At 65.6% G+C, this 24,506-nt stretch carries 2 protein-coding genes; both read left to right on the forward strand.

The genetic code is table 11. The features are described 5' to 3' along the window. Positions 1-19 precede the first annotated feature (19 nt). Complete coding sequence (locus tag ATH90_RS11550) at positions 20-12,847, forward strand: non-ribosomal peptide synthetase (RefSeq protein WP_098466304.1); 12,828 nt, start codon at positions 20-22, stop codon at positions 12,845-12,847. After that, positions 12,844-24,138, forward strand: coding sequence for a non-ribosomal peptide synthetase (locus ATH90_RS11555; protein WP_098466305.1), 11,295 nt, complete (start codon positions 12,844-12,846; stop codon positions 24,136-24,138). Before ATH90_RS11550 ends, ATH90_RS11555 begins: the two co-directional genes overlap by 4 nt. Positions 24,139-24,506 lie beyond the last annotated feature (368 nt).

Here is a 24,506-nt window from a genome sequence, read left to right on the forward strand (position 1 = left end):
TTACCAGGCAGGTTACCCCATGCAGTTCAGCGAATTATTGGCAGCGATTTCCACCCATGCGATCCGTCTGCAACTGGAAGAAGGCGACCTGATCATCCTTGGTGACGACGAGGCGCTGGATGATGCGCTGTGGGATCAATTGATCGCCCACAAGCCGCGACTGCTGGAGTTGGTCGCCGAGCATGGCGGTGACTGGCTGAGCCCGGCCTACCGGATCACGCCGGACATGCTGCCCCTGGTCAACCTCGACCAGGCGGCCATCGACCGTATCGTCGCCGCCATCCCTGGGGGCGCTGCGAATGTGCAGGACATCTACCCGCTGGCGCCGCTTCAGGAAGGCATGCTCTACCACCATCTGTCGGCGGAGCAGGGCGACCCATACGTGCTGCACGCGCAGTTCGAGTTCGACAGCCCTGCGCGTTTGCACGCCTTTGCCGAAGCGCTGCAGTGGGTGATTGATCGCCACGATATCCTGCGCACGTCGATGGTCTGGGAGCGTCTCGACGAACCGCTGCAAGTGGTATGGCGCAAGGCGAGCCTGGCGTGCGAAGCCGTGGATTTCGATGCCCGCACCTACCGCATGGACCTGGGGCAGGCACCGCTGCTGCGCCTGGTGTTTGCGCAAGATTCAGTCACGGGGCGTGTGGCGGCGACGCTGCTGTTTCACCACACCATCCTCGACCATACCGCCCTGGATGTGGTGCGCCATGAAATCCAGCTGTACCTGGCCGGCGAGCAGGCCCTGGCCGCTGAGCCGGTGGCGTTTCGCAGCTATATCGCACAGGTGCGCCATGGCGTCAGCGAACAGGCCCATGAGGCTTTCTTCCGCGAGATGCTGGCGGATATCGATGAGCCGACGCTGCCTTTCGGTTTGCAGGATGTACAGGGCGATGGACTCGGCATCGACGAGGCACGTATCCCCGTCGACGGCACACTGAGCCGCCGCCTGCGCACCCTCGCACGCCCCCTTGGCGTGAGCGTGGCGAGCATGATGCACCTGGCGCTGGCCCGCGTCCTGGGGGTGGTCTCCGGGCGTGATGCGGTGGTGTTCGGCACGGTGATGCTCGGCCGCATGGGCGCGGGCGAGGGCGGTGAACGGGCCTTGGGCATGTTCATCAACACCTTGCCCTTGCGCGTCGATGTGGGCGAGCAGGGCGTGCGTGCCGGTGTCAGGGCCACCCATGAACGCCTGACCACCTTGCTCAATCACGAACATGCGTCACTGGCGCTGGCCCAGCGCTGCAGTGGTGTAGCAGCACCGACGCCGCTGTTCAGCGCGATGCTCAACTACCGCCACAGCGCCGCCACGGACATGGCCGAGGTGATCGAGGTGGCCGAGGGCATCCGCGTACTCAGCGCCGAGGAGCGCACCAACTACCCATTGACGATCAACGTCGACGACTTGGGTGAAGATTTCGCGCTAACGGTAATGGTCGACGCATCCATCGGTGCCGAACGTGTCGCCACCTACCTGCACACCGCCCTGGAAAGCCTGGCCGAGGCGCTTGAACAGCGACCGGACATGCCGCTCAGCGGCCTGAATATCCTGCCCGACACCGAACGTCACACCCTCTTGCACCGCCTCAACGAAAGCCCCGCGCACTACGCCGACACCGCCTTGATCCATCAGCAAGTCGAAACCCACGCCGCCGCCCAGCCCGATGCCCTTGCCCTGCGCTTCGATAACCAGCGCGTGACCTACCGTCAACTCAACGAGCGCGCCAACCAGGTCGCCCACCGCCTGCTGGCCCAGGGTATTCGCCCGGATGACCGCGTGGCGATCTGCGTGGAGCGCGGCCCGGAGATGATCATCGGCTTGCTGGGCATCCTCAAGGCTGGCGCGGGCTACGTGCCGATCGACCCGGCCTACCCGCTGGAGCGCATCGCCTACACCCTGGCCGACAGCGAGCCCGTGGCCGTGCTGGTGCAAGCCAATACCCGCCACCTGGTGGGCGAACTGCCACAGGTCGACCTCAACGGTCTGCGCGGCGAATCCATTGTCAACCCACGCACCAACGTCAGCCCGGCGCACCTGGCCTACGTGATCTACACCTCAGGCTCCACCGGCCAACCCAAGGGCGTGATGATCGAACACCGCCAGGTCGCCCGCTTGTTCACGGCCACCGCGCATTGGTTCGGGTTCAACCGCCAAGACGTCTGGGCCTTGTTCCACTCCTTCGCCTTCGACTTCTCGGTGTGGGAAATCTGGGGCGCGCTGATGCACGGCGGCCAGTTACTGATCGTGCCGCAGTGGGTGAGCCGCTCGCCGGCCGAGTGCTACACGCTGCTGTGCGAAGCGGGTGTGAGCATCCTCAACCAAACGCCCAGCGCGTTCCGCCAATTGATCGCAGCACAAGGCCAGAACCCGCAGGCCCATTCGCTGCGCCAGGTGATCTTCGGCGGCGAAGCGCTGGAGCCGGGCATGCTCAAGCCGTGGTACGCCCGAGCAATCAACGCCGGTACGCAACTGGTGAACATGTACGGCATCACCGAAACCACCGTGCATGTGACCTATCGCGCGCTGGAAGCGGCGGATGCGCAACGGGTTGGCGCCAGCCCGATTGGCGTGCGTATTCCCGACTTGCAACTGTATGTGCTCGATGCGCGCCGCGAGCCGCTGCCGCTGGGGGTGGTCGGCGAGTTGTACGTGGGCGGTGCCGGGGTGGCACGGGGTTACCTCAACCGAGATGCGCTGACCGCCGAGCGCTTCCTGGCCGACCCCGCCACGGGCTTGCGCATGTACAAGACCGGCGACCTCGGGCGCCTGCTTGCCGACGGCAGCGTCGAGTACCTGGGCCGCAACGATGACCAGGTGAAGGTCCGCGGTTTTCGCATCGAACTGGGCGAGATCGAGGCGCGCCTGGCCACCGCCGATGGCGTGCGTGACGCGGTGGTGATCGCCCGTGAAGACGAGCCGGGTGACAAGCGCCTGGTGGCCTACGTGATTGCCGACGGCGAGTTGCGTGCCGCCGACTTGCGCGACCACCTGCTGCTCAGCCTGGCCGAACACATGGTGCCCAGTGCCTTTGTGCTACTGGAAAAATTCCCGTTGACCACCAACGGCAAGCTTGACCGCAAGGCACTCCCCGCACCGGACACCGATGCCTTGGCTCGTCGGGGCTACGAAGCCCCGCAAGGGGCAGTTGAAACAGCCATTGCCGCGATCTGGCAAGACCTGCTCAAGCTCGACCATGTGGGGCGTGACGACAACTTCTTCGAGTTGGGCGGCCATTCCCTGTTGGCGGTCAAGCTGATCGAACGCATGCGCCAGGTCGACCTCAGTGCCGACGTGCGTGTGCTGTTCGGCCAGCCGACCCTGGCGGCACTGGCGGCGGCGGTGGGCGGGCAGCAAGAGGTGCAGGTCCCGGCCAACCTGATTACCCACGCCACGGCCCACATTACCCCGGACATGCTGCCGCTGGTGGAACTCGACCAGGCCGCGCTCGACCACATTATCCAGAGCGTGCCCGGCGGCATCAGCAATGTGCAGGACATCTACGGCCTGGCGCCGTTGCAGGCCGGTATTCTGTACCATCACCTGGCAACCACCGAGGGTGATCCCTACGTGTTGCAGGTGCAGTTCAGTTTCAACGACCAGGCGGCGGTGGACGCGTTTATCCAGGCACTGCACAGCGTGATCGCGCGCAACGACATCCTGCGCACCGCGATCCTCTGGGAAGGCCTCAACGAGCCGGTGCAGGTGGTATTGCGCCAGGCCGCGCTGGCCGTCGAGCGTATCGACGAACCTTTTGCCCAATTGCAGCAACGTTTCGATCCCCGCCACTTCCGCCTCGACCTGGCGCGTGCCTCACTGATGCGTTTCGCCTACACCGAGGAACAGGGCCGCTTCGTCGGTATCCTGCTGTTGCACCACATCCTGCTGGACCACACCGCCTTGCAGGTGCTGGTGGAAGAAATGAGCGCGAGCCTGTCCGGCAACGGCGCACAACTGCCTGCCGCCGTGCAGTACCGCAACTACGTGGCCCAGGCGCGGCTTGGGGTCAGCCAGGCACAGCACGAAGCGTTCTTCAGTGAAATGCTCGGCGATATCGACGAGCCGACCCTGGCCTTCGGTTTGCAGGACGTGAATGGCGACGGCAGCGGCATTGTCGACGCCCACTTGCCACTGGAACCGGCACTGAGCCTGGGCCTGCGCGAACAGGCGCGGCAACTGGGGGTGAGCACGGCAAGCCTGGTGCACCTGGCCTGGGCACAAGTGCTGGGGCAGGTGTCCGGCCAACAGGCCGTGGTGTTCGGCACTGTGTTGCTGGGGCGCATGCAGGGCGGCGAGGGGGCCGACCGGGCGCTGGGGATGTTCATCAACACCTTGCCGCTGCGCGTCAGCTTGGGCACCGTCGGTGTGCAAGCCGGTGTGCGCGCCACCCACGCACGCCTGGCGCAGTTGCTCGGGCATGAGCACGCGTCGTTGTCCCTGGCCCAGCGTTGCAGTGGCGTGCCGGGGTCGCTGCCATTGTTCAGCACCTTGCTCAACTATCGCCACAGTGCACCGGGGCAGGCGCCGGGGGACAGTCCGTTCGCGGCTGCCGGCATCCAGATCCTCAGCTCCGAAGAGCGCAGCAACTACCCGCTGGTGCTCAACGTCGATGACCTGGGCACAGGCTTTGCCCTGACCGTACAAGGCGTGGCGACCCTGGACGTCCAGCGCATAGGCGACTACATGCTCACCGCGCTGCGCCACTTGGTGATGGCGTTGCAGCAGGCGCCCACCACACCCTTGCAGGCCATCTCGATCCTGCCGGCGTCCGAACGTCATCAACTGCTGGTGGACTTCAATGCTACCGCCCGCGAATACCCATCGAACCTGACCGTGCATCAGCTGTTCGAGGCCCAGGCGCTGGCCCGTCCGGAAGCGGTGGCGGCCGTGCATGGCGCCTTGTCCTTGAGTTACCGCGACCTCAACCGTCGCGCCAACCGGCTGGCCCATCACTTGCTCAACCAGGGGGTGCAACCGGGCGAAAGCGTCGCGATTGCGCTGCCGCGTTCGCTCGACCTGCTGATCTGCCAGTTGGCGATCCTCAAGTGCGCCGCGGTGTATGTGCCACTGGACGTCAACGCGCCGGTCGAGCGCCAGGCGTTTATCGTGCAAGACAGTGGCGCACACCGGGTGCTCGACACGTTGGCCGACCTGAACCTGGAAGCCCTGTCGCCGCGCAACCCGCAGCTGCCCCAGTCTGCCGAAAGCGTCGCCTACATTCTCTACACCTCCGGTTCCACCGGGGCGCCCAAGGGTGTACAAGTGCCCCATCGCGCCATCTCGCGCCTGGTGCTCAATAACGGCTATGCCGAGTTCAACGCGCAAGACCGCGTGGCGTTCGCCTCCAACCCGGCGTTCGACGCCAGCACCCTCGATGTGTGGGCGCCGTTGCTCAATGGCGGTTGTGTGGTGGTGGTCGACCACGCAGTGCTGTTGTCCCAGGCCGCCTTTGCAGCGTTGCTGCAGGAGCAATCCGTCAGCGTGCTGTGGATGACTGCCGGGCTGTTCCACCAGTACGCCGACGCGCTGATGCCGGTATTCGGTCAGTTGCGCTACCTGATCGTCGGCGGTGACGTGCTCGACCCGCAAGTGATTGGCCGGGTACTCGAACACGGCAAACCCCAGCACTTGCTCAACGGTTATGGGCCCACCGAAGCCACCACGTTTTCCACCACCTTCGAGATCACCCACGTGGGTGAGGGCGGGATCCCTATCGGCCGGCCAATCGCCAACGCCCAGGCCTACGTGCTGGATGCACGCCAGCAACCGGTGCCGCTGGGCGTGGTGGGCGAGCTGTACATCGGCGGCGCGGGCGTGGCCAAGGGGTACCTGAACCAGGCGCAGCTGACCGCCGAGAAATTCATTCCCAACCCCTTCGGTGAAGGCGTGCTGTACCGCAGTGGTGACTTGGCCTGCTGGCAGGCCGATGGCACTTTGCTGTACCGAGGCCGCAATGACTTGCAAGTGAAGGTGCGGGGCTTCCGTATCGAACCCGGCGAGATCGAAACCTGCCTGGCAAATTTCCCAGGCGTGAAAGACACCGTGGTGCTGGTCCGGGAAGACGAACCTGGCGACAAACGCCTGGTCGCCTACTACACCGCCAGTGCGGCGTTGGGTATCGAGGCGCTGCGTACCCATCTGCAGGGCCAGCTGCCGGACTACATGGTGCCGTCGGCCTATGTGTGGCTGGAGCTGTTGCCGCTCACTGCCAACGGCAAGCTCGACCGCAAGGGCCTGCCGGTGCCGGACCAGGGTGCTTTGCTCAGCCGTGGTTTCGAAGCACCGGAAGGCGAGGTGGAAACCCGGCTGGCGCAGATCTGGCAGGACGTGCTCAAGCTGGAGCGGGTCGGGCGTCACGATCATTTCTTCGAACTGGGCGGGCATTCGCTGCTGGCGGTCAGCCTGATCGAGCGCATGCGCCAAGTCGGCCTGAGCTGTGACGTACGCGTCTTGTTCAGCCAGCCAAGCCTGGCGGCGTTGGCAGCCGCAGTGGGCAGCGGCCGGGAAGTCGTGGTGCCGGCCAATGGCATTCCCGCGGGGTGCACGCGTATCACGCCGTCGATGCTGACGTTGGTGCAGCTCGACCAGGCGGCCATCGAACGTATCGTCGCGAACGTACCGGGCGGTGCGGCGAATGTGCAGGACATCTACCCGTTGGCCCCCTTGCAGGAAGGTATCCTGTACCACCACATCAGCGCCGAGCAGGGTGATCCGTACCTGTTGCAATCACGCCTGGCATTCGACAGCCTGGCACGTCTGCAGGCTTTCATGGGCGCGCTGCAACAGGTAGTCGCGCGCCACGACATCCTGCGTACCGGGGTAGTCTGGGAAGGACTGGACAGCCCGGTGCAAGTGGTGTGGCGCGAAGCGCAATTGAGGGTTCAGGAAGTCGTCCTGGACCCTGCGGATGGCAGCATCATCGACCAACTGCATGCGCGTTTTGATGCTCGCCACTACCGCCTGGATATCACCCAGGCGCCCTTGCTGCGCATGGTGTATGCCCATGACCCGGCGCACAATCGGGTCGCGGCGATCCTGTTGTTCCACCACCTGGGGCTGGACCACACCGCCATGGAAGTGGTGGGCCAGGAGATGCGCGCGTTCATGTTCAACCGCGCGCAGGACTTGCCTGAGGCTACCCCGTTTCGCAACTACGTCGCCCAGGCGCGCCTGGGTGTCAGCGTGGAGGAACACGAGGCCTTCTTCCGCGACATGCTCGCCGACGTGGATGAGCCGACCTTGCCGTTCGGGGTACAGGACGTGCAGGGCGATGGGCGTGACATCGAAGAGGCCGAACAGCCGGTGGACGCTGCGCTGGCCCAGCGGGTGCGCCAGCAGGCACGGCACTTGGGTGTCAGTGCGGCGAGCCTGATGCACCTGGCCTGGGCACAGGTGTTGGGGCTGGTGTCCGGGCGTGACGACGTGGTGTTCGGCACCGTATTGATGGGCCGCCTGCAGGCCGGTGACGGTGCGGACCGCGCGCTGGGCATGTTCATCAACACCCTGCCGCTGCGGGTAGACGTGGCTGCGACGGCTGCGGCTGCGGTGAAGGCAACCCACGGGCGCTTGAGTGCCTTGCTCGGCCACGAACACGCGTCCCTGGCACTGGCCCAGCGCTGCAGTGGCGTGGCAAGCGCATCGCCGTTGTTCAGTGCATTGCTCAACTACCGGCACAGCAACCCTGGCGAAATGGCCCGCGATGGCGATGGCATCTGGGAAGGTGTGCAATTGCTCGGCGGTGAAGAACGCAGTAACTACCCGCTGACCTTGAGCGTGGATGATTTGGGTGAAGGCTTCGCCCTGACGGTGTTGGCGCTGCCGCAGATCGGCGCCCAGCGCCTGTGCGGCTATATGCACAACGCCATTGAGCAATTGGTCGCCACCTTGGAAAGCGCGCCGAACACCGCCCTCAATCAACGGGGGATTCTGCCGACGACGGAGCTTGATACCCTGCTGCGCACGTTCAACGCCACCCGCACCGATTTCCCCCAGGGCAGCACCGTCCACGGCGCCTTCGAGGTGCAGGCCGAGCGCCAACCGCACGCCATTGCCGTGTGGCAAGACGGTGAATCGCTGACGTACCAGCAGCTCAACATGCGCGCCAACCAGTTGGCCCATCGTCTGCTGCAACAGGGCGTACAGCCGGATGATCGTGTCGCTATCTGCTGCCGTCGCGGCCCGCAGATGCTGGTGGGCTTGCTGGGCATCCTCAAGGCCGGCGCCGGTTACGTGCCCATCGACCCCGCTTATCCCGCCGAGCGTATCGCCTACTTGCTGGACGACAGCGCACCCGTGGCGGTGTTGGCCGAAGCCAGTACCCGGGAGCTGTTGGGCGCTGTCGCCAGCGTGGACCTGCATGACCCGAGCCTGCAGCAGTACCCGGTCAGCAACCCACGGCTCAAGGCCCTGACCCCGGCGCACCTGGCCTACGTAATCTACACCTCCGGCTCCACCGGCCAGCCCAAGGGCGTGATGGTGGAACACCGCACCGTGGAAAACCTGGTGCACTGGCACTGCGAGGCTTTTGGCCTGGATGCCACGGGCCATACCAGCAGCGTCGCCGGTGTCGGGTTCGACGCGATGGCCTGGGAGGTGTGGCCAGCCCTGTGCGTGGGCGCCACCGTGCACCTGCCACCCGCCAACGTCGGCAATGAAAACATCGATGAGCTGCTGGCGTGGTGGTTGGCACAGCCGCTGGACGTCAGCTTCCTGCCGACACCGGTGGCCGAATACGCCTTCAGCCAGAGCCTGCAACACCCCACGTTGCGCATCTTGTTGATTGGCGGTGACCGCCTGCGCCAGTTCACCCAGGAGCGGCGCTTTGCGGTGATCAACAACTATGGCCCCACCGAAGCCACGGTGGTTGCCACGTCGGGCCGCGTGCGCGCCGGGCAGGTGTTGCACATCGGCCGGCCTGTCGCGAATGCCAGCGTGTACCTGCTGGACGCGCACTTGCGGCCGGTGCCGGTGGGGGTGGCGGGCGAGTTGTATGTCGGCGGCAGCGGTGTGGCGCGGGGTTACCTGAACCGACCGGACCTGAGCGCCGAACGCTTCCTGCAAGACCCCTTCAACGCCGGGCGCATGTACCGCACCGGCGACCTGGCGCGCTGGTTGCCCGATGGCAACCTTGAGTACCTGGGCCGTAACGACGACCAGGTAAAAGTGCGTGGCGTGCGGGTCGAACTGGGGGAAATCGAAAATCGCCTGGCTGCCCTGGACGGCGTCGGCGAAGCCGTGGTGCTGGTGCGCGAAGGCCGCCTGATCGCCTGGTTCACCGAACAGCAACCGCTGGACATCGACACCCTGCGCACGCAACTGCAGGCCCGATTGCCCGAGGCCCTGGTGCCGGTCGCCTATGTGAAGGTGCACGCATTGCCGCTGACGGCCAACGGCAAGCTGGATCGCAATGCCTTGCCGGAGCCCGACCAAACGGCATGGTTGACGCGTGAATACGAAGCCCCGCTGGGCGAGGTTGAAACGACCCTGGCCCGGATCTGGGCCGAGGTGCTGAACGTCGAGCAGGTGGGGCGCCATGACCACTTCTTCGAGCTGGGTGGCCATTCGTTGCTGGCCGTCAGCCTGATCGAACGCATGCGCCAGGTCGGCCTCAGGGCCGATGTGCGCGTGCTGTTCAGCCAGCCGACCCTGGCCGCACTGGCCGCCGCCGTTGGCAGTGGCCACGATGTTCAGGTGCCGCCCAACCGCATTCCCGCCGACTGCCAACGCATTACGCCAGACCTGTTGACGCTGGTGGAACTCGATCAGTCGACGATTGATCACGTCGTCGCCCAGGTGCCCGGTGGCGCGGCCAATGTGCAGGACATCTACCCGCTGGCGCCGTTGCAGGAAGGCATTCTCTACCACCATATCAGCGCAGGGCAGGGCGATCCCTACCTGCTCCAATCGCACCTGGCGTTCGACAGCCTCGAACGCCTGAATGCCTTCGCCCAGGCCCTGCAACAGGTGATCGATCGCCACGATATCCTGCGCACCGCGGTGGTCTGGGAGGGCCTGGCCCAACCGCTGCAAGTGGTGTGGCGCAAGGCTGAGCTGGTGGTGCAGGCCGATGTCCTCGACCACCTGTACCAGCGTTTCGACCCACGCCACTACCGCGTACCCATGCACCAGGCACCGCTGGTACGCCTGGTGTACGCGGCGGACCCGGCCAACCAGCGCGTGGTCGCGATCCTGTTGTTCCACCATATCGCCCTCGACCACACCGCGCTCGACGGTGTCCGTCACGAGATGCAGGCCAGTCTGCTCGGGCGGCCACAGCCCACGGCTGACGCCACGCCGTACCGCAACTACGTGGCGCAGGCACGATTGGGCGTCAGCGAACAGGCGCATGAACAGTTCTTCCGTGGGATGCTCGGCGACATCAATGAGCCGACCTTGCCGTTTGGCCTGCAGGATGTGCGCGGCGACGGCCACGCCATCGAAGAGGTCCAGCTGAATCTGGCTACGACCCTCAATCAGCGCCTGCGCACCCAGGCACGCTTGCTGGGCGTCAGCGCCGCGAGCCTGTTCCACTTGGCCTGGGCGCGCGTCCTGGCCAGCACCTCCGGGCAGCAAAGCGTGGTGTTTGGCACCGTGCTGTTGGGGCGCATGCAAGGCGGTAAAGGCAGTGACCGTGCCCTGGGCATGTTCATCAACACCATGCCATTGCGCGTGGATATCGACGGCAGCGGCGTGCGCGTGGCGGTCAAGCAGACCCATGCACGGTTGACCGCGTTGCTCGGTCACGAACATGCGTCCCTGGCGCTGGCCCAACGTTGCAGCGGTGTCGCCGCGCCGCAGCCGTTGTTCAGCGCGATGCTCAACTACCGTCACAGCGACAGCCAGCACGCGCCGCTGTCGCAGGCCTGGGAGGGCATCCATACCCTGGCCAGCGAGGAGCGCACCAACTACCCGTTGACGTTGAATGTGGACGATCAGGGCGATGGTTTCCGCCTCACCGCCATGACCCCGACGTCGATAGGGGCGCAACGCATATGCGCTTATCTGCAGGTGACGTTGCAAGGGCTGGTCGAGGCGCTGGAGCAGGCGCCGCAGTTGGCGGTCAATCGCCTGCCCGTGCTGGCGCCCCAGGAGCGCCAGCAACTGCTGTCCGACTTCAACGCCACGGAAGTGGCCTACGACCTCGACCAGACCTTGCACGGTCTGTTCGAAGCGCAGGTGGCGCGCACACCGGAGGCGGTGGCGGTCAAGGCCGGCGAGCAGCAGTTGACCTACGCGCAGCTGAATGCGCGGGCCAACCAGTTGGCCCGCCACCTGCTGGAAGTCGGCGTGCAGCCAGATTCGCGGGTGGCGATCTGCGTCGAACGTGGCCTGGAGATGGTCGTCGGCCTGTACGCGATCCTCAAGGCCGGTGCTGCCTATGTACCGCTGGACCCGGCGTATCCGCTGGAACGTATCGCCTACATGCTGGAGGACAGCGCGCCCGTGGCGGTACTCGCCCAGGGCGCGACACGCGCATTGCTCGGGGACGTGGCGGTGGTGGACCTCGACCAGCCGACCTGGCAGCACCACGCCGTCGACAACCCTCAAGTGGCTGCCGTCAGCGCCTACGTGATCTACACCTCCGGTTCCACCGGCCAGCCCAAGGGCGTGATCAACGAGCATCCCGGCGTGGTCAACCGCCTGCTGTGGATGCAGGACGCCTACGGCCTCAAGGCCGACGACACGGTGTTGCAGAAAACCCCATTCAGCTTCGACGTGTCGGTATGGGAATTCTTCTGGCCGCTGTTCATCGGCGCGCGGTTGGTGATGGCGCGCCCTGGCGGGCACAAAGACCCAGCGTACTTGTGCGAAGTGATCGCGGCTGAACAGGTCACCACGCTGCACTTTGTGCCGTCGATGCTGGACGTGTTCCTCGCCCATGGCGATGTGGGCCAGGCCGCCGGGCTGGTGCGTGTGATGTGCAGCGGCGAAGCCTTGCCGGGCAGCCTGGTGCGGCGCTTCAAGCAGCAGTTGCCGGGGATCGGCCTGTACAACCTGTATGGGCCGACGGAAGCCGCGGTGGACGTGACCGCGTGGAACTGCGCGCGTCCGGACGTACCGGACAACACACCGATCGGCAAACCCATCGCCAACACGCGCCTGTACGTGCTCGATTCACAGCTGCAGCCGGTGCCGTTGGGGGTGGTGGGCGAGTTGTTCATCGGCGGCGTGCAAGTGGCGCGCGGTTACCTCAACCGTCCGGAGCTGACCGCCGAGCGCTTCCTCAAGGACCCGTTCACCGACGGCCGAATGTATCGCACCGGGGACCTGGGGCGGTACTTGCCCGACGGCAATATCGAGTACCTGGGCCGCAACGATGACCAAGTGAAAATCCGTGGCCTGCGTATCGAACTGGGCGAGATCCAGGCGCGACTGCTTGAGCATCCCCAGGTCAACGAGGCCGCCGTGGTGGCCCGCGAAGAGCGGCTGGTTGCGTACTACACCGGCGTTCGGTCAGCCGACCTGCGCGAGCATCTGCTGCAGCACCTGCCGGACTTCATGGTGCCCGCGCTGTTCGTGCACCTGGACGCGTTGCCGTTGAGCCCCAACGGCAAGCTCGACCGCAAGGCGCTGCCGGCGCCGGGCAACGAGGCCCTGACCCTGCGCGACTACGAAGCCCCGGTGGGCGCCACCGAAATCCTGCTGGCGCAGCTCTGGGCCGAATTGCTCAACGTGGAGCGGGTAGGGCGCCAGGACAATTTCTTTGAACTGGGCGGGCACTCGCTGCTCGCCGTGAGCTTGATCGGGCGCTTGCGCCAGGAAGGCATGGAAGCCGATGTGCGCGCGTTGTTCGAGCAGCCGACCCTGGCCGGCTACGCCGCAATTACCGAACGAATGGAGATCGTCCTGTGAGCATTTTCGAACTGCTGGCGACGCTGAAGACCAAGGACGTACAGCTCACGCTGAAGGGTGAGCAGTTGTCGGTGCAAGGCAACAAACACGCCCTGAGCGACCCGTTGATCCTCGCCGCCTTGCGGGAACACAAGCCGGCGTTGATCGAGCTGATCAAGGCCGGCGAGTATTCGGCAGGCTACGAGGTGCCGGCCAATGGCATCCCGGCCGATGCACATCATATCACCCCGGCCATGCTGACCCTGTCTGATCTGAGCCAGGAGGAAGTTGACCGGATCGTCGCCACCGTCGAAGGCGGGGTGGCGAATATCCAGGACATTTACCCGCTGGCGCCGCTGCAGGAAGGCATTCTGTTCCACCACGCCAGCACCGAACAAGGCGACCCCTATGTGATGCAGTCGCAGTTCGCCTTCGACAGTGTCGAGCGTTTCCAAGCGTTTGCCCTCGCGTTGCAAGGGGTGATGGACCGCCACGACATCCTGCGCACCGGCGTGGTCTGGGAGGGGTTGCAGCAGCCCTCGCAAGTGGTGTGGCGCACGGCACGCCTGCCGGTGCAGGCGCTTGAGCTGGACCCGGCCGACGGCGATATCGCCGCCCAGTTGCACGCACGTTTCGACGCTCGCCATTACCGCTTGGACGTGACCCAGGCGCCGCTGCTGCGCCTGGCCTGGGCAAAAGATCCGGTGCAGCAGCGCATTGTCGCCATGCTGCTGTTCCATCACATGGCCCTGGACCACAGCGCCCTGGAAGTGGTGCGCCATGAAATGCAGGCGTTTCTGCACGGCCACGCCGGGCAACTGGGCCATGCGGTGCCGTTTCGGAACTACGTGGCGCAAGCGCGCCTGGGTGTCAGCGAACAGCAGCATGAGGCGTTTTTCCAGCAGATGCTCGGCGATGTGGTCGAGCCGACCTTGCCCTTCGGGTTGCAGGATGTGCAGGGCGATGGCCGTGGGATCAATGAACTCGACTGGCCGTTGTCGGATGCGCTCAACCAGCGCCTGCGCGCCCAGGCCCGCCTGCTCGGGGTCAGCGTCGCCAGCCTGTTTCACCTGGGTTGGGCCCAGGTGCTGAGTGCGCTGGCGGGCAAGTCCCAGGTCGTGTTCGGCACCGTGCTGATGGGCCGCCTGCAAGGCGGACACGCCACGGACCGCGCCTTGGGGATCTTCATCAACACCTTGCCGTTTCGCGTGGACGTGGGCAGCGACGACCTGCGCAGCGCGGTCAAGGCCACCCACGCGCGCCTCACCGGCCTGTTGCGCCACGAACACGCGCCGCTGGCCCTGGCGCAACGCTGCAGCGGGGTGGTGGCGCCGACGCCGTTGTTCAGTGCGTTACTCAACTATCGCCACAGCGGCACCGGTAACAGCAGCGAAGCCGTGGCGGCGTGGCAGGGCATCGAGACACTGCGTTCGGATGAGCGCACCAACTACCCACTGACCCTGAGTGTCGACGACTTGGGCGAAGGTTTTGTCCTGCGTCTGCTGGCCACCACCCAGGTCGATCCACAGCGCGTTTGCGCCTACCTGCAAACCGCGCTGGACAACCTGGTGGCAGCCCTGGAGCAGGCGCCGGGCACCGCCCTCGATCAGCTGTCGGTGGTGCCTGCTGCCGAACAGCAATTGCTGTTGGAACACTTCAACGCGACCCAGGCGGATTTCCCCCAAGGCACCACGCTGCACGGACGCATCGAAGCCCAGTCGGCGCTCACGCCCGACGCCGTGGCCGCCGTGCATCAGGACCGCCAGCTGACCTATGCCGAACTCAATCAACAAGCCAACCTGCTGGCCCATCACCTGCTCGCGCTGGGCGTCAAGCCCGACGACCGCGTCGCGATCGTCGCCCGCCGTGGCCTGGATACCCTGGCCGGCCTGTTGGCGATTCTCAAGGCCGGCGCCTGCTACGTGCCGGTAGACCCGTCCCACCCGGCCGAACGCCTCAACTACCTGCTCAGCGACAGCGCCCCGGTGGCGGTGTTGACCCAGCAGGCCTTGCTGGAGCGCCTGCCGGCCCTTGAAGTGCCAGTGATCAACCTCGACCGCTTCACCTGGCAGCACCACTCGGCGGGCAACCCCAAGGCCGCGGTCACCCCGTCCAACCTCGCTTATGTGATCTACACCTCCGGCTCCACCGGCCTGCCCAAGGGCGTGATGGTGGAACACCACACCGTCACCAACCTGGTGGACTGGCATTGCAGCGCCTTTGACCTGTGTGCCGGACGCCACACTGCCAGTGTCGCCGGGTTCGGGTTTGACGCGATGGCCTGGGAGGTCTGGCCCGCGCTGTGCGTGGGCGCGACCCTGCACCTGCCACCGGCCCATGACGGCGCCGAGGATGTCGACGCGTTGCTGGCCTGGTGGTGCGCGCAGCCGTTGGACGTGTGCTTCCTGCCGACGCCGGTGGCCGAGTACGCTTTCAGCCAGCAGGTCGAACACCCGACCCTGCGCACCTTGTTGATCGGCGGTGATCGCCTGCGCCAGTTCGGCCGGGCGCAGCGCTTTGACCTGATCAACAACTATGGCCCCACCGAAGCCACCGTAGTCGCCACTTCCGGCAAGGTCGAGGCCGGCCAGCCGTTGCACATCGGCAAACCCATCGCCAATGCCACCGTGTACCTGCTGGATGAGCAGCAGCGGCCGGTACCCCTGGGGGTGGCGGGGGAGCTGTACGTGGGCGGCAAGGGCGTAGCGCGCGGCTACCTCAACCGCCCGGAATTGACCGCCGAACGCTTCCTGCAAGACCCCTTCAACGCCGGGCGCATGTACCGCACCGGCGACCTGGCACGCTGGCTACCGGAGGGCAACCTGGAGTACCTGGGCCGCAATGACGACCAAGTGAAGATTCGCGGCATGCGCATCGAGCTGGGCGAAATCGAAACCCAGCTCAACCAACTGGCAGGTATCCAGGAAGCCGTGGTGCTGGTGCGTGAAGAGCGGCTGGTGGCGTATTTCACTGAAAACCACTCGCTCGACCCATTGGCCGTGGGTGACCTGCGCGCCCACCTGGTCGCGCACCTGCCGGACTACATGGTGCCGGTCGCCTACGTAAAACTGGACGCGCTGCCCCTGACCGCCAACGGCAAACTCGACCGCAAGGCCCTGCCGGCGCCGGACATGGCCGCGGTGTTCACCCGCGATTACGTGGAACCCGAAGGTGAAATCGAAAGCGTGCTGGCGCAGATCTGGGCCGATGTGCTGCAAGTCGAGCAGGTGGGGCGTCGCGATCATTTCTTCGAGTTGGGCGGGCACTCGTTGCTGGCGATGCGCATGGCCTCGCAAGTCCGTCAGCGCCTTGGCGTCGAGTTGCTGCTCAGTGACCTGTTTGCCAATGCTGAACTGGCCGCCGTGGCCGAGGTGCTGGCCCATTCCGGTCGCAGCACGTTGCCGGATATCCTCCCCGTCAATCGTGATCAACGGGTGCCGCTGTCTTTTGCCCAACAGCGCTTGTGGTTCCTGGCGCTGATGGAAGGCGCCAACACCGCCTACAACATCCCGATTGGCCTGCGCCTGCGTGGGCAGTTGCATGTCGAGGCGCTGCAACGGGCCCTGGCCCGCATCGTCGCGCGGCACGAAACCCTGCGCAGCCGCTTTGCCCAGCACGGTGATGACGCCCAAGTCGTGATCGTGCCCGCCGAAGACGTGTTGCCCCTGCAAGTCCAGGACCTGCGCCGCCACCCGCAACCCCAACAGGCGCTGGACGCGTTGATCCATGGCGAAGCCTCGGCGCCCTTCGACCTGGAGCGTGGTCCGTTGCTGCGTGGACGCCTGGTGGTCATGGCCGACGATCACCATGTGCTGCTGTTGACCCTGCACCACATTGTCTCCGATGGCTGGTCCATGGGGGTGCTCACCCGTGAACTGATGGCGCTGTACCAGGCGTTCAGCCACGGCCAGGCAGACCCGTTGCCGCCGCTGCCGATCCAATATGGCGACTTCGCCGTGTGGCAGCGCCTGTGGCTCAGCGGTGAAGTGCTGCTCCGCCAGAGCACCTACTGGCAGCAAGCGCTGGCGGGTGCGCCGGCCTTGCTCACGTTGCCCACCGACCGGCCGCGACCGGCGCAGCAGGACTACGCCGGCAGCAGCGTCGACGTGCGCCTGGACGAGCGTCTCACTGCCGGGCTCAAGGCGTTGAGCCAACGCCACGGCACCACGCTGTACATGACCTTGATGAGCGCCTGGGCATCATTGCTTGCGCGGTTGTCGGGGCAGCCGGAGGTGGTGATCGGCACACCCGTTGCCAATCGCACGCGCAGCGAGGTGGAAGGGCTGATCGGCCTGTTCGTCAACACCCTGGCGGTGCGCATCGACACCTCCGGCGAGCTGAGCACCGAGGCGCTGCTGGCGCGGGTCAAGGCCCAGTCCGTGGAGGCCCAGGCCCATCAGGACCTGCCATTCGAACACGTGGTGGAGGTCACCCGGCCACCGCGCAGCCTGTCCCACAGCCCGCTGTTCCAGACCCTGTTCACCTGGCAGGACAGCAGCGCGCCGACCCTGGCCCTGGGCGACCTTGCCTTGGAAGGCATCGTCGAGCACAGTCACTTTGCCAAGTTCGACCTGTCCCTGGACCTGGGAGAAGTGCAGGGCACCCTCATCGGTGCGTTGGAGTACGCGGTGGCGCTGTTCGATGAGTCGACAGTGCAGCGCTACGTCGGCTACTTCACCCGCGTATTGCGGGCCATGGTCGATAACGACCAGGCGGTGCTGGAACATGTGCCGCTGGTGGATGAGCGCGAGCGCCAGCACCTGCTGTTCGACTTCAATGCCACCGAGGTGGCCTACGACCTGGACCAGACCCTGCACGGTCTGTTCGAAGCGCAGGTGGTGCGCACGCCGGAGGCGGTGGCGGTCAAGGCCGGCGAGCAGCAGTTGACCTACGCGCAGCTGAATGCGCAGGCCAACCAGTTGGCCCACCACCTGCTGGAAGTCGGCGTGCAGCCGGATTCACGGGTGGCGATTTGCGTCGAGCGTGGCCTGGAGATGGTCGTCGGCCTGTACGCGATCCTCAAGGCCGGTGCTGCCTATGTACCGCTGGACCCGGCGTATCCGCTGGAACGTATCGCCTACATGCTGGAGGACAGCGCGCCCGTGGCGGTACTGGCCCAGGGCGCGACACGCGCATTGCTCGGGGACGTGGCGGTGGTCGACCTCGACCAGCCGACCTGGCAGCACCACGCCGTCGACAACCCTCAAGTGGCTGCCGTCAGCGCCTACGTGATCTACACCTCCGGTTCCACCGGCCAGCCCAAGGGCGTGATCAACGACCACCCCGGCGTAGTCAACCGCTTGCTGTGGATGCAGGACGCGTATGGCCTGCGAGCCCATGACCGGGTGCTACAGAAAACCCCGTTCAGTTTCGACGTGTCGGTATGGGAGTTTTTCTGGCCGCTGTTCACCGGCGCCTGCCTGGTGATGGCGCGTCCGGGCGGTCATAAAGACCCGGCGTACCTGTGCGAAGTGATCGAGGCCGAACAGATCACCACGCTGCATTTCGTGCCGTCGATGCTGGACGTGTTCCTCGCCCATGGCGATGTGGGCCAGGCCGCCGGGCTGGTACGTGTGATGTGCAGCGGCGAAGCCTTGCCGGGCAGCCTGGTGCGGCGCTTCAAGCAGCAACTGCCGGGAAGCCAGTTGCATAACCTGTATGGCCCGACCGAAGCCGCCGTCGATGTGACGGCCTGGGACTGCGCCGGCCCGGTGACGCCCGACAACACACCAATTGGCAAACCCATCGCCAACACGCGCATGTACGTGCTCGACTCACAGCTGCAGCCGGTGCCTTTGGGGGTGGTGGGCGAATTGTTCATCGGCGGCGTGCAAGTGGCGCGCGGTTACCTCAACCGTCCGGAGCTGACCGCCGAGCGCTTCCTCAAGGACCCGTTCACCGACGGCCGCCTGTACCGCACCGGTGACGTCGGCCGCTACCTGCCCGACGGCACGCTTGAGTACCTGGGGCGCAATGACGATCAGGTCAAGATCCGTGGCTTGCGTATCGAGCTGGGAGAAATCCAGGCACGCCTCACCGACTATGCGCCGGTCAATGAAGCCGCTGTGATCGCCCGCGACAATCGTTTGATCGCCTACTACACCGGCGCTATGAGCGACATCGACGCCTTGCGCGCTCACTTGTTGCAGCACCTGCCGGAATTCATGGTGCCTGCCATCTTCGTGCATCTGGACACGTTGCCCTTGAGCCCCAACGGCAAACTCGACCGCAAGGCACTGCCCGCGCCGGGCCTGGATTCGGTGGTGGTGCGTGAGTACGAAGCGCCCCAGGGTGATACCGAGATTGCCCTGGCCAGCCTGTGGGCCGAACTGCTGGGTGTTGAGCGCGTGGGCCGTCACGACAACTTTTTCGAGCTGGGTGGCCACTCGTTGCTCGCGGTGAGCCTGATGGGGCGCATGCGCCGCCTTGGGTTGTCGGCGGACGTGAAGGTGTTGTTCGGCCAGCCGACCTTGTCGGCCTTGGCGGCAGCACTGGGCGGTGGTCGTGAAGTGGCGGTGCCCGCCAATCGCATTGCGCCCGGTTGCACCGCGATCACCCCGGACATGTTGCCGCTGATCCAGTTGGATCAGCCGGCCATCGCACGCATCGTCGCCTGTATCCCGGGTGGTGCGGCGAATGTGCAGGATATCTACCCGCTGGCGCCGTTGCAGGCCGGCATGCTTTATCACCACCGTGCGGTGCAGTCGGGTGACGACTATGTGCTGCGCGCGCAGTTTGCGTTCGACAGCCCCGAGCGGATGGAGGCATTTGCCCTGGCCTTGCAGGCGGTGATCCAGCGTCACGATATCTTGCGTTCGTCGTTCCATTGGGACGGCCTGGAAGAGCCGGTGCAGGTGGTGTGGCGCGAGGCCTCGCTGCGTGTCGAGCACGGGCCGGTGCCGCCACGGCTCGACCTGTCCCAGGCTCCGTTGATGCGCCTGGTGCACACCGAAGGCAGTGCCACCTTGCTGTTCCACCACCTGGTGATGGACCACGTCGCCCTGGAAATCCTGCAACACGAAATGGCAGCGTTCCTGTCGGGCACGCAACACACGTTGGGTGCGGCGGTCCCGTACCGCAACTATGTGGCCCAGACCCGCCTGGGCGTTGACGACCATGAGGCGTTCTTCCGCGAGATGCTGGGCGAGATCGATGAGCCGACTCACGTCGAGCCCCTCGGTCGCGATGAACACATAGAGGTGGCCCTCGACCCGGCATTGAGTCAACGCCTGCGCACCCAGGCCCGCCACTCCGGGGTCAGTGCCGCCAGCCTGATGCACCTCGCCTGGGCGCAGGTACTCGGTAAAGTCACCGGGCGCGAGCACGTCGTGTTCGGCACCGTGATGCTTGGCCGCCTGCAAGGCGGCGAAGGGGCCGAGCGCGCCATGGGTGTATTCATCAACACGCTGCCGCTGCGGGTCGACCTGGGTCAACACTCAGTGCGCGACGCCTTGCGCACCACTCACACGCGGCTCACCCATTTGCTCAGCCATGAGCAGGCACCGTTGGCGTTGGCCCAGCGCTGCAGTGGCGTGCCGGCGGCGACGCCGCTGTTCAACACGCTGTTCAACTTTCGTCACAGTGCGCCGCAGGCGGCGGCCGAGGCGTGGCAGGGTATCCAGTTGCTCAAGGCCGAGGAACACAGCAACTACGGCTTGTCCTTGAGTGTGGATGACCTGGGCGAGGGGTTTTCCCTCAAAGCCGTGGGGCAGGGCGCCCGCCGCCTGTGCGACTACCTGCGGGTCGCCGTGGAACAGGTGGTACAGGCGCTGGAGCTGGGCGGTACGACTGCCATCGGCCATGTGCCGATCCTGCCTGTTGCCGAACGCCAGCAACTGTTGGCGTTCAATGCCACCGCGCGACCATTCCCGCGCGAACACACGGTGCAACGCCTGTTTGAAGCCCAGGCCCAGGCACGGCCCGCTGCATTGGCGGCGCTGCATGGCGAGCAATCCTTGAGTTATGGCGAACTGAATACCCGCGCCAATCGCCTGGCTCATCACCTGATTGGCCTTGGGGTGCGGGCAGCCGATCATGTGGCGATCCTGCTGCCGCGTTCGCTGGACCTGCTGGTCAGCCAGTTGGCCGTGCTCAAATGTGCAGCCGCGTATGTACCGCTGGATATCAAGGCCCCCGCCGAGCGCCAGGGCTTCATGCTGCAGGACAGCGGTGCGGTCTGGCTGCTCACCCGCAGCGACGCGACCATAGCCTATCCGGCGCAGCGCCTGGACCTGGACACCCTGGTCCTTGACCCGCAACCGAGCCACAACCCGGACCTGTCGCAGCCTTCTGACAGCGTGGCGTACATCATGTACACCTCTGGTTCCACCGGCACACCCAAGGGCGTGCGGGTGCCCCATCGTGGCATCACGCGCCTGGTGCTCAACAACGGCTACGCCGATTTCGACGCGAGCGACCGCGTGGCCTTCGCCTCCAACCCGGCGTTCGACGCGAGCACCATGGACGTGTGGGGCCCATTGCTCAACGGCGGCCAGGTGCAGGTGATCGACCCCGCCACCTTGCTCGACCCGGCCGCCTTTGGCTTGGCGTTGGCGGACGTGACAGTGCTGTTCGTCACCACGGCGCTGTTCAATCAGTACGTGCAGCTGATCCCCCAGGCCCTGGCCGGCTTGCGCATCCTGCTGTGCGGCGGCGAGCGTGCCGACCCGGCGGCGTTCCGCAGCCTGCTGGCACGTGCACCGGCATTGCGCCTGGTGCATTGCTACGGGCCGACCGAAACCACCACGTACGCCACCACCTACGAAGTCCGGTCACTTGCAGAGGCGGCCGACAGCGTGCCGATCGGCCGGCCGATCTCCAACACACAGGTCCATGTACTGGATGCGCACTTGCAGCCGGTGCCATTGGGGGTAACCGGTGAAATCTGCATCGGTGGGGACGGGGTGGCCAAGGGGTACTTGAATCGCCCGGACCTCACTGCGGAAAAATTTGTGCAGGACCCGCTCGACGCAGGTGCCTTGATGTACCGCACCGGCGACCTCGGCCGCTGGACGGCGGACGGCCTGCTGGAATGCATCGGGCGCAATGACGACCAAGTGAAGGTCCGTGGTTTCCGCATCGAACTGGGCGAGATCGAAGCGCGCCTGGCAACGTTTGCCGGTATCCAGGAGGTGGTGGTGCTGGCCCGCGAGGACGCACCGGGGGACAAGCGCCTGGTGGCGTACTTCACCTGGGCCGATGAGCCCGTCGCCATCGACAGCGTGCGCGCCTACCTGCAGGACCAACTGCCGGAGTACATGCTGCCGTCAGCCTTTGTCCCGCTGGCGCATCTGCCGTTGACGGCCAACGGCAAGGTCGACCGCAAAGCCCTGCCGGTGCCCGCCCTGGAAGCCTTGAACCGCCGCGATTTCGAGGCGCCGGTCGATGCACTCGAGCAGAGGCTGGCAGCGCTGTGGGCCGAGGTGCTGAAGCTGGAGCAGGTCGGTCGGCATGACAGTTTCTTTGAACTGGGTGGGCATTCCTTGCTGGCGATCCGGCTGGTCAGCCTGATGGAGGAGGCGGGGTTGGCGGTATCGCTGGCCGAGTTGTTCCAGCACGCCAGCGTCGCCTCGGTGGCCACGATGCTGCGCCAGCGTACGGCTGCGCCGGTGCGCGATGCCTCGGTGATCACGGTGCGCAGCGGTGGCTCGCAAGCGCCGTTGTTCCTGGTCCATGAATTCAGCGGCATGGACGTGTATTTCCCGGCGCTGGGCCAGCATCTGCCCGGTGACTACCCGATCTACGGCCTGCCGGGCGTCGCGCTGGGCGAGCCGCACCTGAACACCATGGAAGGCCTGGCGGCGCGCCTGGTCGGGTTGATTCGCGGCATTCAACCCCACGGCCCTTACCGGGTCGCCGGTTGGTCGTTTGGCGGGGTGCTGGCCTATGAAGTGGCGATGCAACTGCTGGGACTGGATGAACCCGTGGCATTCCTCGGCTTGATCGACAGCTACGTGCCGCGCATGACCGACCAGGGCAAGGCGCGTTGGAGCGGGCCGCAGGCACTCAAGCGGCACCTGCTGTTGCAGTGCACGGCGTATTGGAAGGCACAGGGAGGTGTAGATGAACTGGCGAGCCTTGGGCAGATGGAGGCTGACATTCAACAGTTGGACTTTGCGCGCCTGCTGCAACGTTGTCGCGATGAAGGTGTGCTGCACGCGCAAATGGCGGCGGCTACGGATGCGGACCTCTTGAACTACATCGAGCGCGAAGTCGGCCATGGGCACGCGTTGGCGCACTACAGCCTGTTCCCGTTGCCGGTTGCGGTGCACCTGTTCAGCGCATGCGAGCGCCCGACCGAGTTGTCACGGCGCAGTGAATCCCTGGGCTGGAACGAAGCCCTGGCGCCAGGTCAATTGCGCCAGGTGCAGGTGCCGGGAGACCACCAGAGCATGATGCAGGCGCCGCATATCCAGGCGTTGGGCCAGGCACTCAACAAGGCCTTGGCGACGAGCGAGCCAGTGGGTCAGGCGCCGCACCAACCCTTGCTGCGCATTCAGAGCGGCCGGGCGGGGTATGCGCCGGTGTTCTGCGTGCCGGGAGCAGGCGACAGCGTCACCGGGTTCGTGGGGTTGGGTGAGGCGCTGGGGCGCGATTGGCCGCTGTTTGGCATGCAGCCACGTGGGCTCGATGGTGAGGCCGTGCCCCATAGCCAGGTGGAAGCGGCAGCGCGGTGTTACTTGGCGGCGCTGGAGCAGGAATGTCCGCAAGGGCCGGTGCATTTGGTCGGGCATTCGTTTGGTGGCTGGGTTGCGCTGGAGATGGCGCTGCGGTTGCAGGCGGCCGGGCGGGAGGTGGCGTCGTTGACGGTGATCGACAGCGAGGCGCCTGGGGGGGGCGGAAAGGTTTACACCACGACGGCAGCGTTGGTGCGGTTGATCGAGGCGATGCAGTTGTCGGCGGGTAAATCGCTGGGGATCGATCTGCTCGATTTTGCCGGGCGTGATGAAGGGGTGCAACGGCAACTGCTGCACGCAGGCATGGTCGGTGTCGGGTTGTTGCCGGGGCGTTCTTCGGTGGGTGCGATGGATGGGCCGGCGCGTACGTATGCGACGGCTTTGCGCACGGTGTATCGGCCGCTCCAGCGTTTCAACGGCGTGGTGCGCTTGGTACTGGCTCAGGACCCGGCGCTGGATGCGGCGGGGAACCAGCGGGAGCAGGTGGGGATGATCGAGGGATGGCGGCGGCAGGGGAGTGGGTTGCAGGTGTGGTATGGCGGGGGGAATCACTTCACGTTGCTCAAGGTGCCGAATGTAGGTGGGCTGGCGCGGTGGTGGTTGGGTGGGGTGGTGGTTGGGGAGGTGGTGTCTTGAGGTTTTGGTGGGCGTACCTATCCGTTTCTGCGGTAACGGCGACTCATGGTTCCGCTCCTACAGCGGGTCACTTCTGGAAAGGCCTAAAAGTAACCAAAAGGCCTTCGCCCCACCACTCGGTGTCTCGCCTAGGCTCGGCATGCCCGAACGCAAGCCTTGGCGCGCGGCTAACCCCGCGTCCTGCCGGGTTAGCCGCGCTCCCAAGCCTGCGTTCGGCCAGCGTGGTTTTACGGGGCGCCGAGGGTCAACAGCCAAAGCCGAAGCAGAGCGCGGCGGCCTTGGCGCCGACCGTTTACTCAGCGTCCAACGCGGTCAAATGTGGGAGCTGGCTTGCCTGCGATGGCATCCCCTGGGTGTGCCTGATGAAC

This window comes from Pseudomonas lurida (assembly GCF_002563895.1).
Classification (GTDB): domain Bacteria; phylum Pseudomonadota; class Gammaproteobacteria; order Pseudomonadales; family Pseudomonadaceae; genus Aquipseudomonas; species Aquipseudomonas lurida.

What these genes read in the sequence shown, in the direction of transcription:
- ATH90_RS11550 (WP_098466304.1), top strand. Translation starts at nt 20, where the DNA reads ATGCAGTTCAGCGAATTATTGGCAGCGATTTCCACCCATGCGATCCGT.